Annotated in this window: 13 protein-coding genes and 1 tRNA gene; 13 read left to right on the top strand and 1 reads right to left on the bottom strand. The window is 35.1% G+C overall.

The features are described 5' to 3' along the window. The first annotated feature begins 79 nt into the window (after positions 1–79). The 9 genes from KQI69_RS01390 (at position 80) to KQI69_RS01350 (ending at position 7,324) form a co-directional block, all read left to right on the top strand. The gene (locus tag KQI69_RS01390) at positions 80–694 is read left to right on the top strand and encodes a type II toxin-antitoxin system PemK/MazF family toxin (protein ID WP_216563496.1); all 615 of its coding nucleotides are present in this window, start codon (positions 80–82) and stop codon (positions 692–694) included. A 323-nt stretch (positions 695–1,017) separates the two neighbouring features. Then, positions 1,018–1,155 (top strand): hypothetical protein, encoded by a 138-nt coding sequence (locus KQI69_RS01385; RefSeq protein ID WP_253288943.1) that lies wholly within the window; start codon positions 1,018–1,020, stop codon positions 1,153–1,155. Positions 1,156–1,522: 367 nt separating this feature from the next. Next, positions 1,523–1,933: a hypothetical protein gene (locus KQI69_RS01380; protein ID WP_216563495.1), complete on the top strand. Its 411-nt coding sequence runs from the start codon at positions 1,523–1,525 to the stop codon at positions 1,931–1,933. A gap of 736 nt (positions 1,934–2,669) precedes the next feature. After that, complete coding sequence (locus KQI69_RS01375; RefSeq protein WP_216563494.1) at positions 2,670–3,653, top strand: Rpn family recombination-promoting nuclease/putative transposase; 984 nt, start codon at positions 2,670–2,672, stop codon at positions 3,651–3,653. 139 nt (positions 3,654–3,792) lie between these two features. Next, positions 3,793–4,587: a DUF975 family protein gene (locus KQI69_RS01370; RefSeq protein ID WP_216563493.1), complete on the top strand. Its 795-nt coding sequence runs from the start codon at positions 3,793–3,795 to the stop codon at positions 4,585–4,587. Between the two features lie 166 nt (positions 4,588–4,753). After that, positions 4,754–4,824, top strand: a tRNA-Trp gene (locus KQI69_RS01365). 93 nt (positions 4,825–4,917) lie between these two features. After that, on the top strand, positions 4,918–5,250 hold the full coding sequence (locus KQI69_RS01360; protein ID WP_216563492.1) for a GNAT family acetyltransferase: 333 nt from the start codon (positions 4,918–4,920) through the stop codon (positions 5,248–5,250). A 29-nt stretch (positions 5,251–5,279) separates the two neighbouring features. Continuing rightward, positions 5,280–5,513 carry a hypothetical protein gene (locus KQI69_RS01355; RefSeq protein ID WP_216563491.1) on the top strand — a complete coding sequence of 78 codons (234 nt, stop codon included), beginning with the start codon at positions 5,280–5,282 and terminating at the stop codon, positions 5,511–5,513. Positions 5,514–5,533: 20 nt separating this feature from the next. Continuing rightward, a complete protein-coding gene (locus tag KQI69_RS01350; RefSeq protein ID WP_216563490.1) occupies positions 5,534–7,324 on the top strand; it encodes a B12-binding domain-containing radical SAM protein in 1,791 nt (596 codons plus the stop codon). On the opposite strand, the gene KQI69_RS01345 is transcribed toward KQI69_RS01350, so the two are convergent. After that, a complete protein-coding gene (locus tag KQI69_RS01345) occupies positions 7,321–7,860 on the bottom strand; it encodes a hypothetical protein (RefSeq protein ID WP_216563489.1) in 540 nt (179 codons plus the stop codon). The two genes, KQI69_RS01350 and KQI69_RS01345, sit on opposite strands and share 4 nt — an antisense overlap. A gap of 432 nt (positions 7,861–8,292) precedes the next feature. On the opposite strand from KQI69_RS01345, the gene KQI69_RS01340 reads away from it, so the two are divergent. The 4 genes from KQI69_RS01340 (at position 8,293) to KQI69_RS01325 (ending at position 12,621) form a co-directional block, all read left to right on the top strand. Next, the gene (locus KQI69_RS01340; RefSeq protein WP_216563488.1) at positions 8,293–9,741 is read left to right on the top strand and encodes a VanW family protein; all 1,449 of its coding nucleotides are present in this window, start codon (positions 8,293–8,295) and stop codon (positions 9,739–9,741) included. 20 nt (positions 9,742–9,761) lie between these two features. Continuing rightward, positions 9,762–10,742, top strand: coding sequence for an AIR synthase family protein (locus tag KQI69_RS01335; RefSeq protein ID WP_216563487.1), 981 nt, complete (start codon positions 9,762–9,764; stop codon positions 10,740–10,742). 224 nt (positions 10,743–10,966) lie between these two features. Next, a complete protein-coding gene (locus tag KQI69_RS01330) occupies positions 10,967–11,464 on the top strand; it encodes an Lrp/AsnC family transcriptional regulator (RefSeq protein WP_216563486.1) in 498 nt (165 codons plus the stop codon). Further along, positions 11,461–12,621 (top strand): aminotransferase class I/II-fold pyridoxal phosphate-dependent enzyme, encoded by a 1,161-nt coding sequence (locus tag KQI69_RS01325; RefSeq protein ID WP_216563485.1) that lies wholly within the window; start codon positions 11,461–11,463, stop codon positions 12,619–12,621. The genes KQI69_RS01330 and KQI69_RS01325 overlap by 4 nt, the downstream gene beginning before the upstream one ends. Positions 12,622–12,623: the final 2 nt, after the last annotated feature.

The following is a 12,623-nucleotide window of genomic DNA, read 5'->3' as shown; positions in this document are numbered from 1 at the left end:
ATATCCTGTTTTATGGAATGGCATTTTGTAAAAAGAGATGTAAGGTTGTTGTTGAAAAAGGGAAGATGGAGGAAGTTAAATGAAAATAGAGCTGGTGCAAGCACAAAAGATGTTAGAATGGTTAAAAACAAAACTTTATCTTGATGCTTTGTCTGACAAAGCAAAAACAAGAGCTGTTAAACGAGGACAAGTATATAGATGTAATTTTGGGTGTGGTATTGGAAGTGAAATGCAAAAAGATAGGCCGGCTGTTATTATTCAGAATAATGTTGGAAATAATCGCTCTGGAAATACTATTGTAATTCCTATTACACATGATACTAGTATATTACCTTGTGTTGCCAACATTACACCACAAACAGATATTGATGGAAATACTATACTTGACGGACAGGCAAATGCGTCAAATATGATGTGCATTAGTAAAGCAAGACTTGGTGATTATGTATGTTCTCTGACTAATGCTGATATGAGGTTGATTGATGAAGCAATTGCTAAAACAGTTGGTCTTATGGGATATTATGCAGATCTTACCAAAAAGCTTAATGATAAGTTAGAATACATAACTAGAATTAAAGATGATAGGAATAAGGCTCAAGATGAGCTCGCTAAGGTAAGAAAAGAATTGGGTTTATCTGAAGGGCAATCAATTATAAATAAAATTTTAGAATTAAAAAAATCTATTGACAATTAAATTTAAAATAGTTAATATGTAATTACAAAGAAATTTTTTTCTGGGTAGAAAGAAATACTATTATTTATTCAAATGAAAGGAACTTCGGATAAGTTCCTTTTTATTTGAATAATTTTGTTTAAAGTATCATATAATAAAAGTACAAAGTGGCTTTGAATTGGATATTCAGAGTTGTAATTAGGAAGAGAGCAATAGTGATTATGTTCTCTTCCTTATTTTTGTTTTTACTTAGCTCAGAGGAAAGTAGAAACAAAAATATCTTAAAAAGTCAGTATTTTCTAATATTGATTGTTAAAGAAATGGAGCAGGCATGTAAGAAAGCATTGGAACAAATCCGGGACAGACGGTATCAGGAGTATCTGTTAAATGATGACAGAAGGGATATCGTGTTTTATGGAATGGCATTTTGTAAAAAGAGATGTAAGGTTGTTGTTGAAAGGGGGAAGATGGAGGAAGTATAGGATATAAATGAGAGCTTTTTGGTGAAAATTGTGTTTTTTGCATCAAATTGGCTCTCTTTTTTTGTAACTATTTGTCTTGAATTATCAAATTATGTATGCTATACTGATTAACGCTAATTATATTTATTATATAATATGCTGGAAATGTATGATTAATATAGTGAATCATAAAAATAGAATTTAAGAAACCGTACAAGCAGGATGACGAATAACGCGGCTGTGTAGTGCGGTGATTATAAAGAGCGTGCTTAGCGAAGTGAGGAACTGCACTCCGTTTTTTTTAGACGGAGCGTGGATGGCGAAGCGCGGTCTTTTTTTGTTATATAAAAATATAATGAGGATTTGAGTTTAAACAGGTATGAAATGATTGATTGTTGAAAATATGGATAATAAAGAAATTCAGAAAATAATATTTGTTTTATTCTTTTTTTATTCTATTATTATGGATATTTGCAAATTGTCGGATTTAAAAAAAATTTTTGCGGTGCAACTTCCCATTACAAGCCAATATGTTATGTATGTTTTTTTAGGGTATTATTTAGATAAAATAAAAGTGGAAAGAAAAAAATTAATTCTTTTTGACTTGTTTGGAATTTTTATGATGTTAATAGTTTCGCTTATGGGATATAGAATGGATACAGTACAATATAATGATGTACCAACAGTTATTCTATCAATTTGTATTTTTTTGACATTTAAATATAAATTTGACTATCCGATAAATAAAATTGAAAAGTTCATTACAAAAAAACATTTGGAATATATATTTGCCATATGATATTTGTAAATATATTATATAAAGTTTTACATTTTGATCCATGGGGTACACGGATGGTAGTCATAGCATGGACATGTGTTACGATAATTATATTTATTGCTTCCGCTATTTGTGTAAGCATTATTCAGATTTTACCTAATGGAAAGAAAATTGTAGCATGATTTTTTTAGACGATTAAAACATGTTGAAATGTTGTCATCAAAATTTTTTGTAACACTATGGCCTAATTTAGCTGCAGGATTTCAAATAAATATAGCGTGATTTATGAGGCGTTTTGTAATTATTATAAGAGTGTGATATGTTGATATTAGGTATAGCAAAAAGGTTTCTAAGTTAGAGGAGTATGTGAAAAAAGTTATAAAAATAATATGGGAAACATATTTATAGAAATGTTGTTTAATGTTAAAGAGTTTTATTAACCAAAATAATAAGGTAACTATTACCATGTAATGACAAAGCTTTAAACTGTGCAAAATTGAAAAATATATAAGATATCAAAAGAACTTAGTATAATGATAAAATTAATATTTATGCTAAGTTCTTTTTTTATATACTCCTGACTTTTTTGTTTAATTATGATTTCAAAACACTTAAAAAAAGAAAATAGAAACATATTGACGAACATATATTCGTGTGATATTATGTAATTATATAAATCGAACAAAAGTTTGCGAGATACTGAGTGAATATTGCAATTTTATTATACGATATGTATAATATACGAAAGGAGACATTTATGGGGAAGGTTGATATAGCAACAAAACAATATATGTCACATAGAGATATCATAGCAGATGCATTTAATTTTTATATCTATGATGGCAGACAGGTCATAAAACCCGAGAGATTACAGAAGATAGATACAGCAGAAATCGCATTGCCGTATGGAAATGATGCAGATACAGCGGTTCAGAAGCTGAGAGACAATCTTATGCTGTGGACAATGGCGATGGATGACAAAGCAATGTATGTAGTGCTTGGTATAGAAAACCAGGATAAAGTCCATTATGCAATGGCAGTTAAAAATATGCTTTACGATGCACTGCAGTATGCAAAGCAGGTAGAAGAGTCAAAGAGGTCATATAGGGATAAGTCAAAAGAGAGAACTGTTAAACTGAATTCGGAGGAGTTTTTATCAGGTTTAAAAAGGGATGACAAACTTATGCCCGTAATCACATTGGTAATATATTTTGGTGACAAGGACTGGGATGGAGCTAAAAGTATACATGAGATGCTATCGGTGGATGATGATGAAATATTGTCATATATTCCTGATTATAAGATAAATCTAATAGAACCGGCAAAAATTTCAGACGATGAATTTGATAAATTTCAGACAGACTTAGGTACTATCATACAGTTTATAAAACACCAGTCAGATGAAGATGGCAGTTGGATCAAAGGAAAAAAGAGATTTGAGCATGTTGAAAGGGAAGCGGTTGAACTAATAAATCTGATAACCGGCTCCAAATTTGCCGGGAATCATAAAGAGGAGGTTGTTGATATGTGTCGAGCTTGGGAAAATTCAATTAATAATGCAAAAAATGAAGGAATACGTGAAGGAATGCGTGAAGGAATACGTGAAGGAGAATTGAAGGGAAAAATAGAGACATTATACGAAGAGTGTGATATGTCGATACCAGACATAGCAAAAAAGGTTTCTAAGCCAGAGGAGTATGTGAAAGAAGTTATAGAAAGAATGTCGGCAGCATATTTATAAAAAATAGGTTTTCTATTGAGAATGTGAAGTTTTTTTGTAAATTAGGTTTCACAGAACTGAAGACAGGGGATAACTATTGGTTATAAGTCAGGGGGATACGATTTAGAAAGAATTTGACAAAATAAGAAGGGGGAATTTTATGTGGTCCAGAGTTGAATTAAAAACGCATGCAAAGAATCTTTTAAAACTTAATTATTGGCTTTTTGTACTTGGAGGTATCGTACTTTCATTTGTAACGATAGGTCATATAAGTGGCATGGGAAGATCAGGCTATTCAAAAAACAGCACAGATTATAATGAGATTGGTAAAAGTATAGGTGATGCGGTTTCAAATGGCGATATAAATTCAGGTAATATTCGTGATTCTATAGGAAGTATTGCGAAAAATATATCACCATCAGTCTCAGCGGCGGTTTCAGCAGTTATTATAGGCAGCATAGTTATAGGTATCATTGCTGTTTTGCTTAGTATAGCAGTATCTATCTTTATTTTTAATCCTATCGAAGTAGGTGCAAAAAGATTTTTTAGCAGAAGCTATGAGGCAAGATGTGATATGGGAGAGCTTTCATATGCATTTAAGAACAATTATCTGAATGTTATAAAGATAATGTTCTTCAGGGATTTGTTTACATTTTTATGGACATTGCTTTTTATCATTCCTGGAATAGTAAAAAGATATGAATATTCGATGGTTCCATATATCCTCAGTGAAAATCCGGGGATGGATATGCAGAAAGCTTTTGATGAGAGTAGGAGACTTACATATGGTCAGAAATGGCAGATGTTTGTACTTGACCTTTCATTTATAGGCTGGGCAATTTTAAGTTCACTGACAGCAGGTTTACTTGGAATATTCTTTGTATCACCATATACATATCTTACAAAGGCAGGACTTTACCGTCGTCTCAGAGGTTATAATGATTATCAGTATTAGAGGATGATATGGTTATAATTGTGCCGATTGATTACCACTTCATGGTGTTTGCTGCAACTTGACAAAAAATGCATATAAAAATTGTGACAAAAAATATAAAAAATTGTTGACAAAACAAAATTCATATGCTATTATTAAATAGTCGCGTGTGAGCGAACATCTATATAGGGGTGTAGTTCATCGGTAGAATAAGAGTCTCCAAAACTCCAGAGGAGGGTTCGATTCCTTCCACCCCTGTTATTAAGAAGTCTATCCAGTATGGGATAGACTTTTTTAGTATATATATTTATTAAATGAAGATAGTTGTTTTTTGAAAGCGAGGCATAGATAATGAATACAAGGCAGTCCTTTTATGATGTCAGTTCTTTTTACAATAAAAAAGCGGTATTAAAATGCAGTTTTAAGGGGATGAGATACCAGGTTCAGGGAATTTCAAAGGAAGATGATGTGAAAGTTCTGCAGGCTGATGTGTGGCCGGAGCCGTTCTGCTATGAAAAGACACCACTTGATTTTCATACGATAAAAGAATTTGAGTATAGTGAAAAGGGGCTTGATGAAGTCTATGAATGGATATGCAGTGAGTATGATTCAAGAAAAGAAGAGTGGGAGTTTGCACTTGAGAATCCGCTTGATAAAGCGAGACAGATGGGACTTATGGATTGACAGCGTCATTGACATGGAGAGGTGATTTTATGGATTATAAAAAATATCTTATAGAGGGCTTTTGTCCAATTGACAGATATCATTGTCTTATGCCGGTGGAGTATGAGAGCGATGAAGAGGACGGAATTGTTGTCGGATATCATAAAAAGAGAATGGTGTGCAGACATGCGCTTGCCGGGACATGTGAAGAAGAGGCAAAGTGTAAATTTTTTGATGATGCACCTGATACGCTTGATAAAGATGAAAAGTGGTACGAGCAGTGATTTAGATAGAGGTATAAAATATGATTTTACTTGTTGGTATAAATGCAAAATATATTCATTCAAATCTTGGAGTATATTGTATTCAGGCATATGCGAGAAAACATGGCATAAAGGAAGAAGATTTTCAGATAAAAGAATATACGATAAATCAGGATGTGGATTTCATCCTTGGAGATATATATCTTCAAAAACCTGAGATGATAGGTTTTTCTTGTTATATATGGAATATTGATTTTGTGACTGAGATTACGAGGGAACTTAAAAAGATAATGCCTGATGTTCCTATATGGCTTGGTGGTCCGGAGGTTTCATATGATTGTGATATGCAGCTTAAAAAGTATCCGTGGATTGATGGCATCATAGCTGGTGAGGGTGAGATTACATTTTATGAAATGATAAATTATTATAAGTCTCTAAGAGTTGATGGAGGTTCATCTGAGGGGCCAGCAGCTCTATCTGATATAAATGGTATTGTATACAGAGATGGAGAGGATGTTGTCATAAATTCCGAAAGAGAAAGAATGTGTATGGATGATATACCATTTCCATATACTGAGGATGCAGGCTTTGATATTAAGTCACTTGAAAATAGGATAATATATTATGAGACGAGCAGAGGATGTCCTTACGGATGTAGCTATTGTTTGTCCTCTGTCGATAAAAAGGTGAGATTCAGAAGATGGGAACTTGTCGAAAGGGAACTTAAATTTTTTCTTGATATGAGAGTACCTCAGGTGAAATTTGTTGACAGGACATTCAATTGTGACCATGAGCATACAATGAGGATATGGAAGTATATAAATGAGAATGATAATGGTGTTACAAATTTTCATTTTGAACTTTCGGCTGAACTTCTTACAGATGAAGAGATAGATTATGTAAGTGGTTTAAGACCTGGTCTTGTACAGTTTGAGATTGGAGTTCAGACGGCAAATAGTGAGACTCTTAAAGCTATACACAGAAATCCTGATCTTACGGTATTAAAACAAAAGGTAGCAAAGATAAGGGAAAAAAGAAATATTCATCAGCATCTTGACCTTATAGTCGGGCTTCCGTATGAGGATTATGAGTCTTTCAGAAATTCGTATAATACGGTCTATGGAATGAAACCTGATCAGCTTCAGCTTGGATTTTTAAAGGTTTTAAAGGGCTCTCCTATATATTATGACAGGGAAAAGTTTGGTATTGTGTATCAGGATAGAGCACCGTATGAGGTTCTTTTTACTAATTGGATATCATATGGTGAGGTTTTGAGATTGAAGCGTGTCGAGGATATGACGGAGCGTTACTATAACAGCTTGCAGTTTGAGGCATCACTTCCGTTTATGGTATCATTTTTTGAGACACCGTTTGATTTTTTTATGAGTCTTGGAGACTATTATCATGAGATGGGGTACGAGGGAATACATCAGTCAAGACTTAAAAACTATGAGATACTTCTTGAATTTGCAATCAAACTATGTGATATTGATGATGAAAAACAAGATATTCTTGAACAGCTTATTATTTATGACCTGTATGCAAGGGAAAATCTTAAAAACAGACCAAAGTTTATAAAATGGCAGTCCGAGATAAACAAGGATGAGGTGAGAGAGTTTTACAAAACAGAGGAACAGAGTCATAAATATCTTTCAGGATATGATGGAAATGATTGGAAACAGCTCCACAGAATGACGCATTTGCAGCAATTTGAAATAGATGTATTAAAATATATAGAAACTGGAATTATCGAAAATAATAAGAGCAGACTTCTGTTTGATTATAAAAACAGAAACCCACTCGATTATCAGGCTCAGATTTATCCTGTTTAATAATTCTGAAGCATGCGTATAAGTTTTTCAGATATGGAGTCTTTAAGATAAGCGTCAGATGATTGTATCTTATCTATAAGCTCCTGGACTTTGTCTATATCATTATCTTTTAGGTATATTTTGGCAAGACCGGTATAACACCCCGAAATATCGCAGTTAAGTGTATTGACGGCGTATTCAAATATCTGTTTTGCCTCATTTGTAAATCCAAGTTCAAGAAGATATGTACCCCACTTGTTTAAAAGGCTTAGGAATTTAAGATAATTCTGGTCATAAACTGACAGGATTTCAAAATTTCCACGGCCATATGCCAGCTTTATGTCGGTATTTGTCATTCCTGAAAGATTTATCATTTTCTTTGAGATAACATTTGTGATATCCTGCTGTATCTGTATAAGTTCGATATCGTTTGTCTGTTCATTAAAAGGCAGTAGTTCTTTATTGACAGATATATAGTTAAGTGTTGAAATATCCTTGTTTCTGGAGAAATCTGCTTCGTGTTCACGCTGCCAGAAGTCTTTATTTTGGGTTTCCATGCTGTCCTGTTGTTTTAGCTTGACTCGAAGCCACAATAAGAATACAATAAAGCATATAAAAAATACAGGCATTGTTTTTTCCTTTCTATTCAATAAATAAACAGTAATATCATGCAGTGTCTGAAGAAGATCGGAGGTTATCGTATAGTGAATTTTTTTAATAAGAAAAATCAGCAGAAGATTGCGGCAGTTATATGTGTAGTTCTGGTTATAGCAATGGTTCTGCCAATTGTACTCCAATATTTACAGTGATTGCAAAATACTATGTATTATATTTATACGGATGTAAAAGAGCCAAAGAGTCAAAAATGCTAAAGACGATTTTCTTTATGCAGATGTTTTGACTCTTTCTTATACATTAAGAATACTCAATAAGAAAATAAATGTCAAATAGATAGTAAAAGTTAAAATAAGGATGTAAGTGGGAAAGTTATGACGAAGAATAATAAAAAAACAGGGATTATTATTTTAGAAGCGTGTCTGTGTATTTTGTTTATATGCCTGATAATTGCGGCAGTTGTAAAGGCGAAAATCTTAGATAACAAACTTATTGCCCAGGGAGCAAATATAAGTGGTGTGGATATAGGCGGGCTTACAAAAGAACAGGCAGAAAAAAAGATTGATAAATATACATCGTATCTTAAGAACAGGGAGATTACGATAAGATATGGAAATGGTGAAAAAGATACAAAAGCAACATTTGAAAAACTTGGATTTTATATAGAAGATAATGATTATGTTCAGGCTGCCTACAATATAGGTAAGACAGGGAATATATTTAAGAGATTTAAGGAACTTATCTCTGTGAATAAGAAAGATGTGACATATAATCTGAAAACAGGTGTTGACAAGGATGTGCTTAAAAATTATATAACGCTTAAAGGCAGGCTTCACAATAAAAAAGTTATAAATTCAAAACTTAAGATAGTTAAAGGGAAGCTTAAGGCAACTAAAGATCAGACGGGTATTAAAGTAGATATAGCTGATACGACAGATGCTTTTTATAAAGAAATTTCAGGAAATCTAAAAGATAAGAGCCTTACATTGGATGCGGTAGTTAAGGTTAAGAAACCTAAATATACAAAAAAGATGTATTCAAAATGTACGGATCTGCTTGGAGAATATTCTACCGATTACAGTTCTTCAACATCGGACAGATGCAACAATGTTCAGACTGCGGCAGGACGCATAAATGGCACTATTCTTTATCCGGGGCAGACCTTTTCTACAGTAAAAGTCATAAAAGACAGGACAGAGGCAAATGGTTATAAGGCCGCTCCTGAATATTCAGGAGGCAGAGTAGTGGCTGGTGTTGGTGGTGGAGTATGCCAGGTTTCGACTACATTGTATAATGCTGTTATAAATGCTGAACTTGAGGTTGTCGAACGCTCTCCACATTCAATGGTCGTACATTATGTGAATGTTTCAAGGGATGCTGCGATATCAGGAAATTATAAGGATCTTAAATTTAAAAATAACACAAAATCTCCTATCTATATAGCTGCATCTGCAAATGGTGGAATTCTTTCTTTTAAAATATTTGGTGAGGAGACTAGAAGTAAAAAGAGAAAGATTGCGTTTGAATCAGAGATAGTTGAGGAAAAACAGCCGGAGGGCGAAGTTGTTACAGTTGATACTACGAAACCATCAGGTTACAGGGAGATAACACAGTCGGCACATACGGGATATAGTGCCAGACTTTGGAAGATTATCTATATAAATGGTGTGGAGAAAAAAAGAGTTCTTGTAAATACAAGCTCTTACAATGCAGAGCCACAGCATGTTACAGTAGGAAGACAGGAAGTTAGAACGGAAGAAAATAAAAAAAGTTATGAAAACAAGAGTGACACAGGAAAGACGGATACTAAGAATAGTCAGTAAAGAAAGGAACAGACAAAAAGATGGAAATAGGAAAAGTACCTGAGAATGTTTTAAAAAGGGCGGTATTTAAACAGATAAGGCACAGGAGAGAAGAGGTTATACTGCATCCGGGAGTTGGAGAGGATTGCTCAGCAGTTGCAGTAGGAGAGGACGAGGCACTTGTATTTTCAACAGATCCGATAACAGGTACAGATAAAGGGATAGGGAGTCTTGCAGTGCATATTACTGCAAATGACCTTGCGTCAAGCGGTGCTGAGCCTATAGGTATAATGACTACTATAATTCTTCCTGACGGGACAAGAGAGATAAAGCTAAGAAAAATCATGGAAGAAATAGAGGTAGAGTGTGCTAAACTTGAGATAGAGGTTATGGGTGGTCATACAGAGATTTCAGATGCTGTGAACAGACCGGTAATAAATGTGACAGGTGTAGGCAAGGTTAAAAAAGGAAAAATAGTTTCAACGGGCGGTTTGAGACCGGGTGATGAGATTGTTATGACAAAGTGGGCAGGACTTGAGGGAACTTCGATAATAGCTGCCGAAAAGGAAGAAAAACTTCTTGAGACATTACCGCAGGAACTTGTAGATGTGGCAAAGGGATTTAAAGATTACCTCTCTGTAATACCGGAGTCAAAGATAGCGATGGAAGTTGGTGTAACTGCTATGCATGATGTTACGGAGGGAGGAGTTTTTGGGGCACTTTGGGAACTCGGTGAGGCGTCTGGAGTGGGAATTACTGCACATCTTGACAAGATTCCGATAAAGCAGGAAACTATCGAAGTATGTGAGGTATTCCATCTTAATCCGTATATGCTGATTTCAAGCGGAAGTATGATGATAGGCTGTGAGAAAGGCAATCTTTTGGTTGAAAAGTTAAATGAGGCTGGTATAAATGCTGCTGTCATAGGCAGGGCAACAGAGGGCAATGACAGAATTATTGTTAGCAGGGATGAAACGAGATATATCGGACCGGCGGGAAGTGATGAGCTTTATAAGATTTAGATTGTATAGCTGAGAAGCGTGTGCATCTGTAATATATAATACCGCAGGCACGCCTTCGCTATGACATCACTCGTAGCAGTACATAAGTCAGCAAAAGACGCTGACTAAGTGCTGACGGTGATGAAAATGTCTGCTAACATTATATATTACAGATGCACACTTTAGTTCAGGTTATTCGTAGTTTTACTTAATGTTGTTTGAAGATAGGAAATGGAGGGTGTTTTATGAATAGTGATCTCAGAGAAAAGATTTTGAATACGATTAGTAAGAACAGCCGTTACACTACTAAGGAGCTGGCGGCAATGCTTGGCAGCGATGAGGAGACTGTTGAGAATGAGATTAAGCTGATGGAACAGGAGAATGTCATATGTGGTTATCCTACTCTTATAAACTGGGACAAGACTGAATGTGAAAAGGTGACAGCTCTTATCGAGGTTAAGGTTACTCCACAGCGTGATATGGGATTTAATAAAGTTGCTGAGAGGATATACAAGTTTGACGAGGTGGAGAGTGTCTATCTTATGTCAGGTGGTTTTGACCTTACGGTGACGATATCTGGTAAGAGCATGAAGGAGGTCGCGAGATTTGTTTCTGAGAAGCTTTCGACGCTTGAATATGTGAACAGTACTGCGACATATTTCGTGCTTAAAAAATATAAAGAACATGGTCTTGAGATGACAGGAAAGCACCATGAACCAGAAAGGATGTTGATTACACCATGAGAGATGCATTATCCAGCAAAGTTAAACAGATTAAACCGTCAGGCATAAGAAAATTTTTTGATATAGTAAGTGAGATGGATGACGCCATTTCGCTCGGCGTTGGTGAGCCGGATTTTGATACACCGTGGCATATAAGGGAGGAAGGAATCTATTCTCTTGAAAAGGGAAGAACTTTTTATACTTCAAATGCGGGGCTTAATGATTTAAAGATTGAAATTTCCAAATATCTTGACAGGCGTTTTGACTTAAAGTATGACCCGTCAGGCGAGATAATGGTAACGGTAGGTGGAAGTGAAGCTATTGATGGTGCACTTAGGGCTATGCTTGATGAGGGCGATGAAGTGATACTACCACAGCCAAGTTATGTGTCCTATAAGCCCTGTATAGTGCTTGCTGATGGGGTTCCGGTCATAGTGGAATTAAAGGAGGAAAATGATTTTAAACTGACAAGAGAGCAGCTTGAAGAAGCTGTTACAGACAGGACTAAGATTCTGATCATGCCATTCCCGAACAATCCGACAGGGGCGATAATGACAAGAGAAGAATTACAGCCGATTGTTGATTTTGTTATAGAGCATGACCTTTTTGTAATCTCAGATGAGATATATTCAGAACTTACATACAGCGGAACACATGCATCTATAGGGGCATTTCCGGGTATGAAGGAAAGAACTATCGTCATAAATGGATTTTCAAAATCATATGCGATGACAGGCTGGAGACTTGGATATGCCTGCGGGCCTAAAAATATACTTGACCAGATATTAAAGATACATCAGTTTGCCATTATGTGTGCCCCAACTACAAGTCAGTATGCAGCTATAGAGGCTCTTCGTCATGGTGATGAAGATGTGGAGAAGATGAGAAATGAGTATGACAGGAGAAGAAGATTTCTTTTAAATGCATTTGATGAAATGGGCATAGAATGTTTTGAGCCGTTTGGTGCTTTTTATATGTTTCCGAGCATAAAGAAGTTTGGAATGAGTTCAGATGAATTTGCTACCAGACTTCTTAAAGAGGAAAAGATAGCGGTAGTACCCGGAACGGCATTTGGTGATTGTGGTGAAGGTTTTTTGAGAATATCGTATGCATATTCGATAGCTGATCTTAAAGCTGCACTTGAGAGAATTGAAAAGTTTATAGAGAAAATAAGTTAGGG

The sequence above is a fragment of the Eubacterium sp. MSJ-13 genome, from assembly GCF_018918235.1.
In the GTDB taxonomy this organism is placed as follows: domain Bacteria; phylum Bacillota; class Clostridia; order Lachnospirales; family Lachnospiraceae; genus Butyribacter.
The sequence above is the reverse complement of the archived record's forward strand: the minus strand, read 5'-3'. Positions and strand labels throughout refer to the sequence as shown.

Bases quoted from the DNA above. Each gene is read 5' to 3' on its own strand.
- KQI69_RS01390 (WP_216563496.1), top strand. From the start codon at position 80: ATGAAAATAGAGCTGGTGCAAGCACAAAAGATGTTAGAATGGTTAAAA.
- KQI69_RS01375 (WP_216563494.1), top strand. From the start codon at position 2,670: ATGGGGAAGGTTGATATAGCAACAAAACAATATATGTCACATAGAGAT.
- KQI69_RS01370 (WP_216563493.1), top strand. From the start codon at position 3,793: ATGTGGTCCAGAGTTGAATTAAAAACGCATGCAAAGAATCTTTTAAAA.
- KQI69_RS01360 (WP_216563492.1), top strand. From the start codon at position 4,918: ATGAATACAAGGCAGTCCTTTTATGATGTCAGTTCTTTTTACAATAAA.
- KQI69_RS01355 (WP_216563491.1), top strand. From the start codon at position 5,280: ATGGATTATAAAAAATATCTTATAGAGGGCTTTTGTCCAATTGACAGA.
- KQI69_RS01350 (WP_216563490.1), top strand. From the start codon at position 5,534: ATGATTTTACTTGTTGGTATAAATGCAAAATATATTCATTCAAATCTT.
- KQI69_RS01345 (WP_216563489.1), bottom strand. From the start codon at position 7,860: ATGGAAACCCAAAATAAAGACTTCTGGCAGCGTGAACACGAAGCAGAT.
- KQI69_RS01340 (WP_216563488.1), top strand. From the start codon at position 8,293: ATGACGAAGAATAATAAAAAAACAGGGATTATTATTTTAGAAGCGTGT.
- KQI69_RS01335 (WP_216563487.1), top strand. From the start codon at position 9,762: ATGGAAATAGGAAAAGTACCTGAGAATGTTTTAAAAAGGGCGGTATTT.
- KQI69_RS01330 (WP_216563486.1), top strand. From the start codon at position 10,967: ATGAATAGTGATCTCAGAGAAAAGATTTTGAATACGATTAGTAAGAAC.
- KQI69_RS01325 (WP_216563485.1), top strand. From the start codon at position 11,461: ATGAGAGATGCATTATCCAGCAAAGTTAAACAGATTAAACCGTCAGGC.